Origin of the sequence: Bergeyella porcorum, assembly GCF_042427575.1 — a bacterium.
GTDB lineage: Bacteria > Bacteroidota > Bacteroidia > Flavobacteriales > Weeksellaceae > Bergeyella > Bergeyella porcorum.
Map to the genome: position 1 here is coordinate 1 of NZ_JBHMFD010000008.1, position 17,354 is coordinate 17,354.

General features: G+C 37.2%; 17 protein-coding genes and 1 pseudogene. 12 read left to right on the top strand and 6 right to left on the bottom strand.

The window, feature by feature from the left end:
• Positions 1-102 precede the first annotated feature (102 nt).
• The 5 genes from ACFFUE_RS05280 (at position 103) to ACFFUE_RS05300 (ending at position 3,612) form a co-directional block, all read left to right on the top strand.
• Positions 103-966, top strand: a complete 864-nt coding sequence (locus tag ACFFUE_RS05280) for an AadS family aminoglycoside 6-adenylyltransferase (RefSeq protein ID WP_153927921.1) — start codon at positions 103-105, stop codon at positions 964-966.
• A gap of 177 nt (positions 967-1,143) precedes the next feature.
• Positions 1,144-2,004, top strand: a complete 861-nt coding sequence (gene blaOXA, locus ACFFUE_RS05285) for an OXA-1327 family class D beta-lactamase (protein WP_376833289.1) — start codon at positions 1,144-1,146, stop codon at positions 2,002-2,004.
• A gap of 412 nt (positions 2,005-2,416) precedes the next feature.
• A complete protein-coding gene (locus ACFFUE_RS05290; RefSeq protein WP_376833291.1) occupies positions 2,417-2,998 on the top strand; it encodes a hypothetical protein in 582 nt (193 codons plus the stop codon).
• Entirely contained in the window at positions 2,991-3,278 is a 288-nt protein-coding gene (locus ACFFUE_RS05295; RefSeq protein WP_376833293.1) for a winged helix-turn-helix domain-containing protein, read from the top strand. The genes ACFFUE_RS05290 and ACFFUE_RS05295 overlap by 8 nt, the downstream gene beginning before the upstream one ends.
• A 43-nt stretch (positions 3,279-3,321) precedes the next feature.
• Complete coding sequence (locus ACFFUE_RS05300) at positions 3,322-3,612, top strand: 2TM domain-containing protein (protein ID WP_376833295.1); 291 nt, start codon at positions 3,322-3,324, stop codon at positions 3,610-3,612.
• Positions 3,613-3,850: 238 nt separating this feature from the next.
• On the opposite strand, the pseudogene ACFFUE_RS11000 reads toward ACFFUE_RS05300, so the two are convergent.
• A pseudogene (locus ACFFUE_RS11000) lies at positions 3,851-4,798 on the bottom strand (Fic family protein).
• A 142-nt stretch (positions 4,799-4,940) separates the two neighbouring features.
• Complete coding sequence (locus ACFFUE_RS05315) at positions 4,941-5,099, bottom strand: hypothetical protein (RefSeq protein WP_376833302.1); 159 nt, start codon at positions 5,097-5,099, stop codon at positions 4,941-4,943.
• A 368-nt stretch (positions 5,100-5,467) separates the two neighbouring features.
• On the opposite strand from ACFFUE_RS05315, the gene recJ reads away from it, so the two are divergent.
• The gene (gene recJ / locus ACFFUE_RS05320) at positions 5,468-7,180 is read left to right on the top strand and encodes a single-stranded-DNA-specific exonuclease RecJ (protein WP_376833304.1); all 1,713 of its coding nucleotides are present in this window, start codon (positions 5,468-5,470) and stop codon (positions 7,178-7,180) included.
• A gap of 24 nt (positions 7,181-7,204) precedes the next feature.
• On the opposite strand, the gene ACFFUE_RS05325 is transcribed toward recJ, so the two are convergent.
• Genes ACFFUE_RS05325 through ctlX form a run of 3 tightly spaced genes read right to left on the bottom strand, consistent with a single transcriptional unit; the run spans position 7,205 to position 9,092 of the window.
• Positions 7,205-7,543, bottom strand: coding sequence for a DUF3817 domain-containing protein (locus ACFFUE_RS05325; protein WP_376833306.1), 339 nt, complete (start codon positions 7,541-7,543; stop codon positions 7,205-7,207).
• An 8-nt stretch (positions 7,544-7,551) separates the two neighbouring features.
• Positions 7,552-8,133 (bottom strand): nicotinate (nicotinamide) nucleotide adenylyltransferase, encoded by a 582-nt coding sequence (gene nadD / locus ACFFUE_RS05330; protein ID WP_376833308.1) that lies wholly within the window; start codon positions 8,131-8,133, stop codon positions 7,552-7,554.
• A 35-nt stretch (positions 8,134-8,168) separates the two neighbouring features.
• Positions 8,169-9,092: a citrulline utilization hydrolase CtlX gene (gene ctlX / locus ACFFUE_RS05335; RefSeq protein WP_376833310.1), complete on the bottom strand. Its 924-nt coding sequence runs from the start codon at positions 9,090-9,092 to the stop codon at positions 8,169-8,171.
• Positions 9,093-9,462: 370 nt separating this feature from the next.
• Between ctlX and ACFFUE_RS05340 the strand changes: the two genes are divergently transcribed.
• From ACFFUE_RS05340 to pckA, 6 genes are all read left to right on the top strand, one after another.
• Entirely contained in the window at positions 9,463-11,331 is a 1,869-nt protein-coding gene (locus ACFFUE_RS05340; RefSeq protein ID WP_376833312.1) for a LysM peptidoglycan-binding domain-containing protein, read from the top strand.
• A 40-nt stretch (positions 11,332-11,371) separates the two neighbouring features.
• Positions 11,372-12,247, top strand: a complete 876-nt coding sequence (fabD, locus tag ACFFUE_RS05345) for an ACP S-malonyltransferase (RefSeq protein ID WP_376833314.1) — start codon at positions 11,372-11,374, stop codon at positions 12,245-12,247.
• An 11-nt stretch (positions 12,248-12,258) separates the two neighbouring features.
• Positions 12,259-13,179: a GYDIA family GHMP kinase gene (locus tag ACFFUE_RS05350; protein ID WP_376833316.1), complete on the top strand. Its 921-nt coding sequence runs from the start codon at positions 12,259-12,261 to the stop codon at positions 13,177-13,179.
• A gap of 75 nt (positions 13,180-13,254) precedes the next feature.
• On the top strand, positions 13,255-13,944 hold the full coding sequence (locus ACFFUE_RS05355; protein WP_376833319.1) for a porin family protein: 690 nt from the start codon (positions 13,255-13,257) through the stop codon (positions 13,942-13,944).
• A gap of 121 nt (positions 13,945-14,065) precedes the next feature.
• The gene (locus ACFFUE_RS05360) at positions 14,066-14,647 is read left to right on the top strand and encodes a hypothetical protein (protein WP_376833321.1); all 582 of its coding nucleotides are present in this window, start codon (positions 14,066-14,068) and stop codon (positions 14,645-14,647) included.
• Positions 14,648-14,904: 257 nt separating this feature from the next.
• Positions 14,905-16,512, top strand: a complete 1,608-nt coding sequence (pckA, locus tag ACFFUE_RS05365) for a phosphoenolpyruvate carboxykinase (ATP) (RefSeq protein WP_376833323.1) — start codon at positions 14,905-14,907, stop codon at positions 16,510-16,512.
• 76 nt (positions 16,513-16,588) lie between these two features.
• Here the strand turns inward: pckA and ACFFUE_RS05370 are convergent, their stop codons facing one another.
• Entirely contained in the window at positions 16,589-17,353 is a 765-nt protein-coding gene (locus ACFFUE_RS05370; RefSeq protein ID WP_376833325.1) for a TrmH family RNA methyltransferase, read from the bottom strand.
• Position 17,354: the final 1 nt, after the last annotated feature.

Genomic DNA, 17,354 nt, shown 5'->3' on the forward strand with positions numbered 1-17,354 from the left:
CTCGTATTATACTTTGTGCTTAACCGAAAATTTGGCACTTCGAAATCGCCTACTTTTCATATACTAACCGTTGTACGACATAGTAAAACCCACCTCGTAAAAATGAAAGTTCGTGACGAAAAACTAAAAGCAATAATTGATTGGTCTAAAAATAACCGAGACATAAGAGCAGTATTATTGACAAGTTCACTTGTAAATCCATTAGCACCTGTTGACGATTTTAGCGACTTAGACATTGAATTTGTTTTTGAGGATAATACAAATTACATTTCAGACAAAAGCTGGACGCTTAAATTCGGAAATCCAATTGCTATGATTGAAGAAGACGAAAGTTGTTTTAACCATAAACACGCAATGAAAATGCTACTTTATGAAGACGGTGTGAAAGTAGATTTTAAACTTTACAGCAAATCAAAATTTATAAAGGAAACGCAAGAGAAAGAATTACCAGAAGATTGGGATATTGGTTATAAAATTTTAATTGATAAAGATGGTATTACAAAGCAAATGCTGAAACCAACTTATCAAATTTCCATTATCAAAAAACCGTCTGAAAAAGAGTTTCAAAATCTAATAAACGATTTTTGGTGGGACACAACTTACGTGGCAAAGTGTCTTGTGAGAGATGAAATATTCTATGCGAAATTTATGTCGGAAACCGTTATTCGCACAGAATATTTAATTCCTTTAATTGAATGGCACATTGCAAGTGAACACAATTGGAACATAACGACCAATAAATATGGACGACTTTTCAAAAAGTATCTTAACCAGGAAATGTGGGCTAAAACAGAACAAACATTTTCAGGGAGCGATATAAAGGAAAATTGGACTGCTCTATTTTCAATGACTGATTTAGTTTCAGAAATAGGAACTGAATTGTCAAAAAAATTAGAGTACAAATACCCGGATAAATTAGAAAATGACATACGAAAATATTTAGCTGGACTAAAACCCAAAACATAACTACGTCGTACAACATCGTATTGGCAATAGGCGGGCTGAACGGCTTCGTATCAACGGAAGTGCAAAATTCAACTTCTGTTCTTCGATTAAAGTTCAGTGCTAAAAATCCCGCCCATCGCCAATACGCGGCACGTTACCTGCAAGCATAAAAAACCAAACCGTAAATTCAAGAAACTAATGAAATCAAAAAGTTTGTTTTCTTTTATTGTAACACTTTTCCTTATTTATGGATGTTCGTCAAACAGACAAGCAGATGGAAAATCAAATATTTTGGCTAAGAACGACATAAATATAGGGGGAGACTTCCAAAATTATTTTGACAGTTGCGGAGTTGAAGGCACAATTGCTATTTATGACATTAAAAATGATAAATGGATTGTATCAGACACAGTTGGATTAGAAATTGAAACGCTTCCAGCATCTACATTCAAGATTATAAATTTATTGATTGCTCTTGAAACTAATACTATCAAAGATGAAAACGAAATAATAAAATGGGTTGGTAGTACAGATACAGTTAAGTATGGTTATAGACCCGAAATTTATCACGATATGCCAGTCAAAGAAGCCTTTGAATTATCAGCAGGTTGGGTTTTTGTAGAACTTGCAAAGAAAATCGGAAAAGATACCTATAGAAAATACCTCGCAGAGAGCAATTATGGAAACAATAATTTATCCCAAACTGAAGCCGATTTTTGGAATTTTGGAGACTTTGCAATTTCGCCTAAAAACCAGGTTGAGTTTTTACTCTCTCTATATGAAGAAAATTTACCTTTTTCTAAACGGAACATTGACATTGTAAAAAGGGTAATGATATCAGAGCAAACGGAAGAATATACCATAAGAGCGAAAACAGGTTGGACTCGTGAAAACAATATCAATACAGGTTGGTGGACAGGCTACATTGAAACTAAAAAAGGCACATACATTTTTGCGACAAGACTTTTACAAGACAGAAAAATGAACAGGTCTGATTTCGGTAGTTGCAGAAAAGAAATTACCAAAAGAGTATTCAAAGATTTAGGGATAATTGAATAGAATGCCAGCAGGTAACAGCAGCTACCCAAAAGTGGCGGTTAAGTGGTTAAATCAAGCTTTGTGCTTCTATCAAAGTTTGTGTTTAATTGACAGTGAAGTGCTTCGTAATCGCCACCTTCGGGTAGCTGCAATACGTTACAGGCAAGCGTAGGACGACTGTGCTAAAAAAATCGAACTAAAACAGAAATGACTGAAAACCTAAAAAAATAGATAAAACATAAAGTTTTTCGCTTTTTACTTGTAGGAAATGGGGCTGTTCGAAAAGAGTAGCTTCTTGGTATCTAATAAAAAGAATTTTATAAACACAAGAGCAGAAGTTTTTTCAATCTTCTGTTTTTTTTTAAAAATACTTGGTTTATAAAATAAACTAATTTATATTTGCATCGTGTTTAACTCATAAATTATTTCAACAATGGAAAATTTACATCCGAAAGACAGTTTAGCGATTATCGAGGCTGTCATCAATCAAAGAAAACAGAAGTATGAGGAAAACGGAATTTTTCTTATTTTCTGGGGCATTTTAGTCGCTTTGGCAGGAATTGGGCAATTTCTGATGATTACATTGAATTTTTATCCTGAAAAATCAGGGCTTGTTTGGCTTTTCACGATGGTTCCAGGATTTATTTTTACTTTTCTATGGAAAATGAAAGAAGGTATCCGAGCTAAAAAACAACAAAAAACAGAAGATTGGTCGGATTTTCTGTGGCTTGTAACAGGAAGTATGGCTTTTGCATCAATGTTTGTAGTGAATCATAGCAAATTTATCACAATGATGATTTTCCTACCCATCGGGATAGCAACTTTGAACTCTGCCCTTCGGCTCAAAAACCGATTGTGGATTTTCACTTCCTTGACTTCCATCGTATTGGCGTATAGCACGGTGTTTTTTTGGTCGGGATATCAGCCTTTATTTATGGCAATCATTGCCGTTTTAAGTTTGTTAATCCCTGGTATTCAGTTACATTTAGCTTATAAAAAACGAAACAATGTTTAAAGATTTAGACCCACTTTTGCATTCCCAATTGCGATTGGCGATAATGTCGCTTTTGGTTTCGGAAGAAAAAGCTGATTTTACCCGCATCAAGGAGGTTACCAAAGCCACATCGGGGAATATCAGCGTGCAAATCCAAAAACTGGAAACAGCGGGATATATTTCTGTAACCAAATCATTTAAAGACAATTATCCCAATACCGAACTCACCCTCACACCCAAAGGTTTGCAAGCGTTCGAGGATTATGTGCAGGCGTTGAAAGGTTATTTAAATAGGGATTAATTTTTTTTCTTTCTGAAAAGATAACAATTAAAAAAATATAAATATGGAAGCAAACTACGAACAAGCCTACAAAGAGGCTCGAGAAAGAGTGAAAAAACTCAAAAGTTTTTATCGTCATTTGATGATGTATGTGATAGTCAATGTGTTTCTTGTTGCATTGAATCTCTACCAAAACCCAGATAATCTGTGGTGTTTATGGGTGATTTTCAGTTGGGGATTTGGTTTGGCTATGAATGCTATTTCGGTTTTTGTTCCTGAACTTCTTTTTGGGAAAGACTGGGAAGAACGAAAAACCAAAGAATTGATGGACAAATACCACTCCAAAAATCGATAACAATGGCTTTTATTATCCTAGACCTTGTGTGTTCTGTGATGATTTATTCCTTTCCCGTATAGAAATTCACCATCAACGGACAAAAATAACTTAAACGGAAGCACTCAAAGCTTCCGTTTTTTTAATTCATACAAAGTAAAACGAGAATGCCAAGGGTAATCCGTTCAATTCATCAGTTTCATCCCTATAAATACATCTAATCTCTTCACTCTATTAAGATATCTTTTGCAATTATTTTTCATTTCTCAAACCAATACTTCACCAGCCTTTGCTCTCCCTCTTTATTCAAAATGCTTTGTTCTACTGCCCACCGCAAATCTCTGCTCGCTGTAGGGGGTGAAATGGATTTGAAATGCTGTAAATAATCTTTTCGGGTAAACTTTTTAGAGTTGTTTTTTTCTCGGAATAAGGCAATTCTATCCTCCACTTTCGAGAATACAGCAAATCTTCCAATGCCTCCGATATCATTTCTAACATAAACTCCAAAAAGGGTGTAGAATGTCCCATTTTATCAGACTCTGAGAGCTTAGCGTAATACATTTCTTGCTTTTGCTTTATTGAAATTTCTACGGGAAGAAATTCAAAAACAGGATATTGCTGCATCAGAATAAGCGTTTGCCAAAGTCTTCCCATCCTTCCATTGCCGTCTAAAAAAGGATGAATAAACTCAAATTCATAATGAAAAACACAACTTTTTATCAGAATCAAATCTTCATCGTTTTTCAAATACGAAAAAAGGTTTTTCATTAGCCCGCAAACTTATTTCACCACTTGGAACCATATGCTCTATTTTTGAGCCTTTCACTATCCCTACATTAGTGGTTCTGAACTTTCCTGCATTCGGAATCAACCCATTCATCAATATTTTATGAGCTTTCTCCATATCTTTTATGCTCGATGGATTAAATTGGCTTAGAGCATCATATACCTTTATGGCGTTCTGCACTTCTAAAATATCTTTTTGTGGAGCAACCACTCGTTTGTTTTCCAAAATTGCCGTAATCTGGTCTTCTGTGAGTGTATTCCTTTCTATTTCTAATGAAGATTGTATTGTTTTAATACGATTTCTCTTTCGGAGTTCTGTTGCTGGCTTGTAGAGATGATGAGCATTAATCTCTCCTATTTTCTCTGAAATAGAAGTAATTAAAGTTAATACTTTATTGATAATTTCGTATGGTGGTTTCATTGTGATAGTATCAAGGGTGGTGTTTTTGTTGGAAAAGACGCTATCCTCAGAAGGGTGTATAAAGAATTAACTCTACAATACCACTCTAAAAATCGATAACAATGGCTTTTACCATCCTAGACCTTGTGTGTTCTGTGATGATTTATTCCTTTCCTGTATAGAAATTATAATCCTTGATAATGGTGGAGATAAACTGGCGGTCGGTGAGCTGTACCGCTCCAGAAAACCTGAATATAGAAGTGATTAACCAATATCTCCAAATCAAAGCAAGAGGAATATTGTAGAGGAACGAATGTCGCAATAAAAAACACTACTGAGTGACAAAAAAAATAAACTATTAACTGCTTAAAAGCTCCAAGCTCACAGCAGTATCCAACGCCATAATAGGTGGTACATTACATTATTTTTTTCAAAATAGGTATTTTTGTTATAAATCCCTAAAAGTATCTATCTTATACAAACCTTAGAGGAATCTTGGAGGAACCTTAGAGGAACTAAAAGGAAATTTCATTATCATATTCGTAGTAAATTCTGGTAAAAAATAAAAAAACACGATTTATATTGTGTCTCTATCTCATTAGATTTATCAGTCTTACCTCGTCATCATTAGAATAAATTCCATCAACAAGTACCAGAGAGGACAATTATTTTTAGTACTTTTGTATCACTATGATGCAAAAGTGGATTTACAAACCAGAACCAGACGAAGATATCGTAGATGGACTAAGCACCTCTCTAGGGTTTGGTACATTAGAATCTAAAATACTAGTTCTTAGAGATATTGATAATTATCAAAAAGCAAGAGAATTTTTCAAGCCGAAATTAGACGATATTCACAATCCCTTTCTGATGGCAGATATGCAAAAAGCTGTAGAACGCATTGCCACTGCAATAGAAAACGGAGAAAAAATATTGGTCTATGGTGATTATGATGTAGATGGTACCACTGCCGTATCTCTGATGTACCTCTACCTCAGCAAAATTGTAGAAAAAAAATACTTAGACTTCTACATCCCAGACCGCAACTCAGAAGGGCATGGTATCTCCAAAGAAGGCATAGACTTCGCCAGCGAAAACGATTTCTCCCTTATTATAGCCCTAGACTGTGGCATCAAAGCAATAGATAAAATAGAATATGCCAAAACCTTGGGAATAGATTTCATCATCTGCGACCACCATTTGCCAGGCGAGGAAATCCCTAAAGCTATAGCCGTATTAGACCCTAAAAGGAAAGATTGCTATTACCCCTTCAAAGAATTATCAGGATGTGGCGTAGGTTTCAAACTCTGCCAAGGGCTCAATACCATTTATAAAATCCCAGAAACAGAACTGTATGAACTTACGGACTTATTAGCTATTTCTATTGCTGCAGATAATGTTTCAATGATAGGGGAAAACAGAGTTTTAGCAAAAACGGGGCTCAAAAATCTTCGTAAAACTAGGAATTTAGGTTTAAGGCTTTTAATTCCAGAGGATAAATTAGCTACTTATGAAATCTCCAATATCGTCTTTGAAATCGCTCCGAAGATCAATGCTGCAGGAAGAATCTCACACGGAAAAACAGCAGTAGAACTGATGGTGTCAGACAATCTGAAACAAGCTCGCCAGATCATAAATAATATCGTAGACCTCAATGACTCTCGCAGAGAATTGGATAGTGCTAGTACCACAGAAGCATTAGAGCAAATTATTGCCACCCATCAGATAAACAATGCCACCACAGTAGTCTATAACCCTAATTGGAACAAGGGGGTTATAAGTAATGTCGCTTCTAGATTAACGGAAACCCATTACAAGCCTACTCTGGTTTTCACCGATGGCAATAATGGGGAACTCGTAGCATCTGCCCGTTCGGTATCAGATTTTGATGTACACCAAGCGTTGGAACTTTGCTCAGAATACTTTACCAAATTTGGTGGGCATCCCGCTGCAGCTGGACTTTCTATGGAGAAAGACAACTTTGAAGCCTTTAAAAAGAAGTTTGAAGAAGTGGTAGCATCCAGCATCCAAGAACATCAGAAAACCCCTTCCATTACCATAGATGCTGATGTAGAAATAGAAAACTTAAATAAAGACTTCTTCAATTTCCACAGAAAACTAGCTCCTTTTGGCCCTCACAATATGAAACCTGTTCTGGTACTGAAAAACCAAAAGGTATCGGGCTATGTAAAGCAAATGGGAAAAGAGGGTAACCATATCAAGTTTTACCTGCACAATCCCATCAACAATAGGAATATAGAATGTGTAGGCTTCAAATTAGGAAAACATATTGAAGACTTTAAAACCAAAGCATTTGACATTGCCTTCACTGCGGAAGAAAACCATTGGAAAGGTAATATCACTTACTATCTCAATATAAGAGATGTAATCTTTAGAGACTAACAGAGGGAAAGTATTATCTCTCCCTCATTCTCTATTCTCTTTTGCTAATTTTTTCTCTACCCATACCGTAGCGAAAGGAAAAAATGCTGCAATCAACACGAATACAAAATCTTCATCATCCCAATTGAAAACCTTCCTTGCAGGTAGTGTTAAAAGAAGATAAAGTGTGAAGAACAAACCGTGGATATTCCCCACCGTAATAATGTATATTGTAGGCAAAAGTGCTTCTCTATCATAGCGTATCCATACCATTGCAGAGAAGAGCAACGCCCAAGAGACAGCTTCGTAGAAGCAGACTTTCCTAAACCATTGGGCAACTTTCTCTTTACCGTGTTTTTCTAAAAACTTATCTACAATTTCCATAGTTAGGATTATTTATAAAATGAAGACCCATCTAAATACTCAAAAACCTCTGGGGGAAGCATTGGGCGTACATTCTTATTTTCCTTAATCATATTTCGGATTTCTGTAGCAGAAAGCTCTATAACAGGAGCCTTTACCAGCGTAATATTCTCGTGCTGAATGTAAGAAGAACGATCTATTCCCTCTTCAAACAACCTTGGATAGACAATTATCTGATAACGCTCTATCAGTTGTTCCGCATTTTTCCACTTGCCTAAGCTTTTCAGATTATCTTCTCCCATAATGAGGCAGAAATGATGATTAGGATATTTCTCTTTCAGATAAGTGAGTGTATCTATGGTATAACTGGGCTGTGGTAGAGAAAACTCAATATTAGAGGCTCTCATTTTAGGATAGTTTCTAATGGCTCGCTCCACCATATCCAATCGGTTATGGTCTTGCAGTAGCGATTTCTTTTCCTTGAAAGGATTCTGCGGACTTACCACAAACCAAAGCTCATCCATATCGGTATGCTCCAAGATATAATTGGCTAATATCAAATGGCCAATATGTATCGGATTAAAAGAGCCAAAAAAAAGACCTATTTTCATTGTATCAGATTGATGTTGAGGCTGATTATTTAATCCTATACTCTTGGTAAAAATACCTCTGCCAGCATACATCTGGCACTACCGCCACCGTTGGTCTCTATCGTTGTTAAATCCGAATAGATGATTTCAGAGTATTGCTCTATGCTTGCAATTTGCTCAGGAGTTAAAGCATCATAAGCTGCCTTGCTCATTACCAAAAAAGTCTTGCCCTCTGCATTTCTCACCTGAAGCATATTTCCTGCAAAATTTTGAATCTGCTCCTCGGTAATGGCAATAATTTCTTTATGACTTGATTGAATCACTTCTACTACATTTTGTCTTTCGGTTTCATCGTCTATGCAGTCCAAACAAATCACCACAAATCGGTCTGCCACGCACATCATCACATTGGTGTGATAGATGGGTAAACGCTCTGCACCAGCCGTTTGATAAGAATGGAACACCACGGGCTGATAGCCTATTTTTTCACAAAACTCGCGGAATACCGTTTCATCTAACCTTAGGGAAACCGAACCATACGCAATTTTATTATCGTGGTCAAAAATCATACTTCCCGTACCTTCCAAGAAAAGATTTTTATCCTCGTAATGCGACCAATCTTCCACTGCATCAATACGGAAACCTGCACTTTTCACCTCTTCCAAAATCTCCATTCTTCGCTCATCTCTTCGGTTTGGGGCAAACATTGGGTAAAGCACCACTTTTCCATCTTTGCCAAAACTCACCCAGTTGTTAGGGAAAATAGAATCTGGCGTATGAGGCTCCAGAGTATCTTTCACGGTAATGACATTCACCCCTTTGGAACGCAGTTTTTCTACAAAGTTTTTAAACTCTACCAAGGCTTTCGCTTGGGTATCTTCATTTTCAGAATTGACTTGAAAGTAATTGTTCTCCGCCGTCTGGGCATTGTAACCAAACGCCACAGGCTCTATCATCAGTACTGTATCTGTTGTTTGCATCGGTATTTTATATTTCTACAAAAGTAACCAATATTTCACAAAAGGGCGTTGTATATGTTTAAAATTTAGGCTAAACGCACGAAATTATATTTTGAAGACGCTTGATAAATTATATATATTGAATATCAATTTATTTCATTTTAATCTTGATTACTTTTATAGAAAGTGACTAAAATACAAATCGTTAGTTATTAGTAGTTTATAAATTTCGTGCGTTTAACCTATTGAATTTTGAGGAGCCTAAAAGTTTATTCTATAAATTTGTAATCTAAAAATTGCACTTGGGGGTTGAATCTGCCGTCAACCAATTTCCCAATAGATATTGGGGGTTAATTTTAAAAGCGTTATTTTTGTGCCCTTAACTTAAGTGATGATAAAAAGAATTTTAGTATTATCGGCTTTAGCAATGTTTTCGGGTATCAATGCCCAGAAGTCCCACACGGTGACCAAGGGAGATACCCTCTACAATATTGCTAAAAAATATGGAATGAGTCTGGAGCAATTGACCAAGCTTAATCCAAAAATCAAGGACAATAAAGTTAATATTGGTGATGTATTAATCGTCAATGGAAAAGCGGCTGCAAGTTCGGCTACTCCTGCGGAAACTTCTTCGGAGATTGGCTACATCACGCTACAGCCAAAGCAAACCATCTACGGTATTACCAAGCAATATCAGATTACAGAAGCCAAGCTTAGAGCGTTAAACCCCAACTTAGACGGGAATATGAAGATAGGGAACAAAATAGCCCTTCCTCTAAGCAATATCCAAAAGTATGGCGATAAAAATGCTGTGGTAGAGGTGGCAGAAACCCCAGTTGCGACTACAGTAGTGGCGACTCAAGCGATAGATGAAAACACCTATCAGATTCAGCCAAAGGATAATTATTATCAAATTACCAAGAAATTTAAAATCACGAAAGAGCAGCTCTTTGCTCTCAATCCAGGTTTGGAACAGAAAGGGCTGCAAGTGGGTGATGTGATTAGGATAAAAGGTGATGTAGCACCGCCTGTTTCTAATACGAATAGTAAGCCAGCAACCGCTACTCATAGTTCTAACGATGAATATGCCACCTATACCGTGAAAGAGGGTGATACCATTTTCGGTATCATCAATAGATATGGCGTGTCCTTAGATGACTTATTGGCACTGAATCCTCAGCTTTCCAATGGTTTAAAGGTAGGAATGGTTCTGAAACTGAAGAAATTGGATGCTGCCTATGTGAAGAAAAGTGGTGATGCCCTCAATGTGGTACTGATGTTGCCATTTGGCTTTGATGCTAATGATACCAAGTTTCGTTCTATGTCCACAGATTTCTTAGCGGGAGCCCAATTGGCGTTCGAAAGAAATGCTGCAGCAGGCTTGAAACTGAATGTTAATATCGTAGATGCTAAGAATGAAGCCAATTTTAAAAGCAGCTTGACGCAAATCAGTAAAGATAATACCGATTTAATCATTGGGCCATTTCTCAAAAGTAATGTGGTAGAGGTGATAGACTATGTGGGAAGCAAGAAAATCCCTGTGGTGGCACCTTTTGCCAATTCGGAAGATTTGTATGGGTATGATAACCTTATCATTGTGGAAACGGCGGATGATGTCTATGTGGACAAAATTGTAGAGGAAATAGCAAAGGTGTATTCAAGCCAGAAGATTTATATTTTATCCGATGCTAATAAAGCCAATGCTAATGGAATAAAAGAAGGTATAGAGAAAAGACTGAAAGGGGCTAATGTGGTGATGGTAAACTCTGCATCTGAAATCAAAACGGAGCAAAATATGATGACGGGGCAAGCAGCTCCTGTGGTGGCAGTTTTAGCGTCTAAAGATGATGCTTTGGGAGCAGCGTTTACCAATCGTTTGCTAGAACTATCCAAAGAGGTCTCTAATCTGAAATCATTCAGTATGTATTATCATCCAAGCTTTGAAAAAAAGCAAGATGATTTGTTTGCTGCCAATTTGGTTTATCTGATGGATAGAAAAATCAATACATCTGGAAGTTTTGAGAAGGAAGTCTTGGCGGCATACAATGAAAAATACTGTAAATCACCATCTAAATACGCCATCATCGGCTTTGATGTGGTGAATGATATTCTGAGCCGAGAGAATAAAAGTGGGGAAGTTTTTAAACAAATCGCTAAAGTACAAACCCAATTGGCCACTAAGTTTGAATATGTGAGAGCGAAGAAAAACGGAGCGTATATCAATACAGGACATAGGGTAGTGAGATTAACATCCCAATAATTTAAATTAATAACCAACAGAATAACTTTTTTTAATAGATATGAAGGCATTAGTTTTTCCAGGACAAGGCTCGCAGTTTGTGGGTATGGGAAAAGAATTGTATGATTCTCGTAAGGATATCAAAGACCTGATGGAATCTGCAAATGAAGTATTAGGGTTTGACATTCTTTCCATTATGTTTAATGGAACAGAGGAGCAGCTGAAGCAGACCAGTGTAACGCAGCCAGCAATTTTTATTCATTCCGTAGCTACTGTTAAGGCCATCAATGCTTTGGGGGCAGCGATGGTAGCGGGGCATTCCTTAGGGGAGTTTTCTGCTTTGGTAGCCAATGGGGTACTTTCGTTTCAAGATGGCTTAAAGTTGGTGGCAGAGAGGGCTGCAGCAATGCAAGAGGCTTGCGATGCTAATCCTAGCTCTATGGCAGCCATTCTGGGCTTGGCAGATGAAAAGGTGGAAGAGATTTGTACACAAGTTCAGGGGATTGTGGTGCCAGCCAATTACAACTGCCCAGGGCAATTGGTGATTTCTGGAGAGACCCCAGCAGTGGAAGAGGCGTGTGCTCTTCTAAAAGAGGCAGGAGCTAAAAGAGCATTGCTATTGCCTGTAAACGGAGCGTTTCACTCACCACTAATGCAGCCCGCACAAGAGCGTCTGGCAGCGGCAATAGAAGCTACTAAATTTGGAACGGCTACAATGCCTGTTTATCAAAATATTACCACAACGGCAGTTAAAGATTCAGAGGAAATTAAAAAGAATCTTATCGCTCAGCTTACTGGGCCAGTAAAATGGACACAAAGTGTACAGAATATGATACAAGATGGAGCGGAAAGCTTTGTGGAAGTAGGGCCAGGTAAAACATTGCAAGGGTTGATTAAGAAAATCAATTCAGAAGTGATGGTATCTTCTGCCATTTAAAATAAAACAATATGGAAGGGCAATTATTTTCTTCAGGAAAATTATTACTCACATCAGAATATGTCGTTTTAGACGGGGCTCTTGCTCTTGCCGTACCTACACGGTGGGGGCAAGAGTTTTTTTTTGAAGAGTGGGAGAGTGCAGATTCTATTGTGTATTGGGAGGCGTACCACGAGGGTAGACTGTGGCTGTCTGTGAAGATAGACTATCAGCAATGGAAAGTTCTTGATACCAATTTGCCAGAAGCCGCAGCATTTGTACTTAAAACCTTGAAAAATGTACAAGACTGCTCTACAACTAAATTTTTAGGTCAGCAATCTTACCGCCTGAAAACCAATCTTCAGTTTCCTTCTCACTATGGCTTGGGAAGCAGTTCTACGCTGATGGCAAACCTTGCGAAGTGGGCAGATATTGATGCGTTTACTCTAAACGAAAGGTCGCTGGGTGGGAGTGGTTATGATGTGGCGGTGGCTCAGGTAGGGAAGCCTATCTTATACCAGCTCCGTCCAGCAGAAAGGATGGTGAAAACAGTGGACTATGTTCCTGCGTTTAAAGATGAGTTGTTATTCGTTCATCTTAATCAAAAGCAAGATAGTAGAGAGGGCATCCGTCTTTATCGGTCTAAAGAAAAATCGGTAGAGCTTATCAATGATTTTACTAAATTGACAGAGCTGGTTTTGAAAGCCAATGATATTGAAATATTTTCTGCTTTAATGGAAGAACACGAAACGAAACTATCTCAGTTTTTAGGCTTGAAAACCGCGAAGGAGTTGCATTTTCCAGATTGTCCCGTGTTTATCAAAAGTCTTGGAGCTTGGGGAGGCGATTTTGTAATGACTAGAGTTTTCCCAAATTATCGACAGTATTTCTCTGAAAAAGGGTTTAATACCATTATAAGTTATGATGAAATGGTTCTAAACGATAGAATATAAGGGGCTAAAGGATGTTTGTATGTAATGGATTAAAATCATATCTTTGTGACTGTAATAATTAAAAATTTATAGAAAATGAAAAAAATGTTACTAATGGGGGCTTTAGCTCTTTTCGGAATGTCTAATGCTCAGTTTAAGTATGGTGTGAAAGCAGGATATAATGCTTCTAATCTTGCAATAAGTACGCCTGCTACAAGTGTACAAGTTTTATTGGGTACTAAATCTGGTTTTCACGCAGGAGGTTTTGTGGAGTATGGTTTAGGTAACGGTTTTGCTCTACAAGGAGAGGTGCTTTATAATAACCTAGGTGGTGTTTTGAAAGTAGATGTAAATAAGTTACCAGCAATGGCAACTTCAGAGTTAGACTTAACTGAACTGCCAGGGAAAGAAGGTAAGGCTAGTATTAACATAAATCAAATTTCAGTTCCTGTATCTGCTAAATATACTTTTAATAATAAGTTTTCTGTTTTAGGAGGTGTAGGGGTTAATTTTTTAACAGGAGTTAAAACCAAAGTTGAGGTGGATGGTAATGATGTTAAGGGGATATTAGAATCTAATGAGGGAATTAATATAGATTCAGAATTGAAAAAGCAAATTACATCTACCAACATAGGGTTGCATATCGGAGCAGAATATTCTTTTGCGGAGAATTTTTTCTTAGATGCTAGGTATAACTTTGGAGTATCTTCTCTAAATAAAAATTTCACAGATTTAGCTAAATTAAAACAGAGATATTTTCAAGTAGGTGTTGGATATAAGTTCTAATACTCCTGTATGCTATATTAAGGCTACTTTCAAGGTAGCCTTTTTTTGTTGTGGGATTTTGTATTCATCTGTGAAGGCTCAATATTTTATAGAAGTAGGAGGCGTTTTGTCAAATATAAAAGTGGCTAATAAAGCAACCTCGGCACAATTGGTGTCGGATAATAAAATAGGGAACTACCTTTCAGCGGGAAGGAGATACCAAATTGATAATATTTGGGCGGTTCGTACAAAAGTAAAATTATCCCAAACGGGAGGTAAGGTTGTGAATTCGGCGTGGTTAATAGAACAATACCTTCCAGAAAAATGGAAAGCATATGGAAATGCAGAGTTACAAATAATAGCGTATCAGATTGGTTTTGGAGGGGATATGGAGTATTCTTGTGGAGATATTTTATTTTACGGGGGTGTAGAAACTTCGGCTATTGTCTATGGTAGTTTTAAAGAACGTAATGTGAGAAAAAGTACATCTGAAGGAGAGGGGGGGACAAGTTTGGTTGATCTTAATATTAAAGAATCTAAATTTAATACCCTTAGTTTAAGGGGAAATATAGGGATTATGTATCATTTTAATTCTAACTGGTTTTCAAGTTTTGGGTATAATTTTGGGATTACCGATGCAGTATCATTAAGTATGAAGTCTGGAGAATGGAAGTTTAAAGCGAATCAAAGTATCTTTCATCTTGGAGGAGGGGTTATGTTCTAGATGTTTTTATATGTTTTTCAGAGGCGAAAACTTTCGCTTTTTTTTGTAATTGGGTATTTTGGTGAGGTGAAATCGTTAAACGCCGATTTGAATTTTAATAGAGGGAGTGTTTGTAACTTTTTGAATTATAGTTAATTGAAAGTTTTAATGAAATAATTTTCATTTCTGATTAAAATCAGTATATTTAAAACGATATAAATAACGGATAATCGTAAATTTGTAAGGCAAAAGAAATAAATCATATAAATTAATCATTTATGAAGAACATTAAAATCATTCAGGAACTACACAACCTTGGTATTACAGGGTATCACGAGGTGTCATACAACCCAAGCTATGAGGAGCTTTATCAAGCCGAGATTTCAGAGAAAAACCAAGGTTTTGAGAGAGGAGTGGTTACAGAATCTGGTGCGATAGCTGTGAAAACAGGTATCTTTACAGGTCGTTCGCCTAAAGATAGATACATCGTAAAAGATGATGTTACTAAGGATACTATCCACTGGGATGGTGCGGTGAATAAGCCTACAACGCCAGAGATTTTTGCACATTGTAAAGATTTGGTTTTAAAACAACTTTCTACTTCTAAAAAATTGTATGTAGTAGATGCATTCTGTGGAACCAATCCAGACACAAGACTGAAAGTGAGATTTGTGATGGAGGTGGCTTGGCAAGCACACTTTGTGACTAATATGTTCATCCGTCCATCTGTATATGAGTTGGAAAACTTTGGTGAGCCAGATTTCGTTGTAATGAACGGTTCTAAAACTACTAACCCAGATTGGGAAGCTCAGGGATTAAACTCTGAAAACTTTGTGATGTTTAACCTTACAGAGAAAATCCAAATCATTGGTGGTACTTGGTATGGTGGTGAGATGAAGAAAGGAATGTTTGCTATGATGAACTACTACTTACCATTGAAAGGTATGGCTTCTATGCACTGTTCTGCCAATGTAGGCGAAAAAGGTGATGTAGCATTGTTCTTTGGTCTTTCAGGAACAGGAAAAACTACACTTTCTGCAGACCCTAAGCGTTACCTCATTGGTGATGATGAGCACGGATGGGATAATAATGGGGTATTCAACTACGAAGGAGGTTGCTACGCAAAAGTGATTGACCTAACGCAAGAGAAAGAACCAGACATCTTTAGAGCGATTAAGAGAGATGCACTTCTTGAAAACGTAGTAGTGAACGAAAGCAATGGAGAAATAGACTATAAAGATAACTCTATCACGGAAAATACCAGAGTTTCTTACCCTATCTACCATATCAATAAGATTGTATTGCCTTCTAAGGCAGGGCACGCAAGCAAGATTGTATATCTTTCAGCTGATGCTTTTGGAGTATTGCCCCCAGTATCTATATTGAATGAAGACCAAGCACAATACCACTTCTTATGTGGATATACTTCTAAGTTGGCTGGAACAGAAAGAGGAATTACAGAGCCTCAGCCGTCATTCTCGCCAGCGTTTGGTGAAGCGTTCTTAACATTGCACCCAACAATGTATTCTAAAACATTAATTGGTAAAATGAAGGAGCACGGAGCAAAAGCGTATTTGGTAAATACAGGATGGAACGGAACAGGTAAGAGAATTTCCCTTAAAGATACCAGAGCGATTATTGATGCCATTATAGATGGTACCATTGATAACGCAGAGAAGACTGTAGTGCCAATTATGAACCTAGAGATTCCTACATCATTACCAAATGTAACAGAAGGAATTCTAGACCCAAGAAATACTTACAACGATGTGAGTGAGTGGGAAGCTAAGGCTAAAGATTTGGCAGCGAAGTACATTAAAAACTTCGAGCAATATTGCGATAACGATGAGGCTAAGAGACTAGTTGCTGCTGGACCTCAATTGTAATAAATAATATTTATGTTTAATTGTGATTAAAGCGAGAGCCTTTGGTTCTCGCTTTTTTATAAATGAATATTTTATACTACGATTGTTTCTGTCTTAAAACTTCATAGCAGCCGATGGCAACGGCATTGCTCAGGTTGAGGGAATCTATGGTGCCCGCCATTGGGATGAGGGTGTTTTCGCCTTTTCCTTTCCAAAAATTGGATAATCCAGAGTGTTCTGTCCCAAAGAGAAGAGCAGACTTTTTATTAAAATCTTTTTGATGGATAGGCGAGGCGTCTTCACTCATTATAGTAGTGAAAATTTGAAACTGGTGCTTTTTAAGAAAGGCGAGGAAATCCTCATTGCTGGTTTGAAAAACCGTCATTCCAAAAAGGCAACCCACGCTAGAACGGATCACATTGGGATTGTATAAATCTGTCTTACCATCACATACCACCAAAGCATCAATGCCGAAAGCTTCGCAACTTCTAAGAATAGCTCCCAGATTGCCAGGTTTTTCTATACCTTCTATGGCGATAATAGTAGCGTTGTTTTTAGGTTGGAAGGTATTGAGGTCTGAATTTTTGGTTTTGTAAATTCCAATGATGCCTTCTGAACTTCCTCTATAGGCCACTTTTTCATACACTTTTTCTGACAGCCAATGGATTTTTCCACTAGGGATAGTGCCATTGTAAAGCGTTTCGCAGATGTAAAATTCTACCGCTTCAAAATCAAATTGTAATGCCCGTTGGTTTTCTTGGATACCTTCAACAATGAAGACTGCATTTTTTTTTCGGTATCGATTATCCGAGCTGAGGCGTATAAGGTGTTTTATTTTATCGTTTTGTAGGCTTTCTATCATA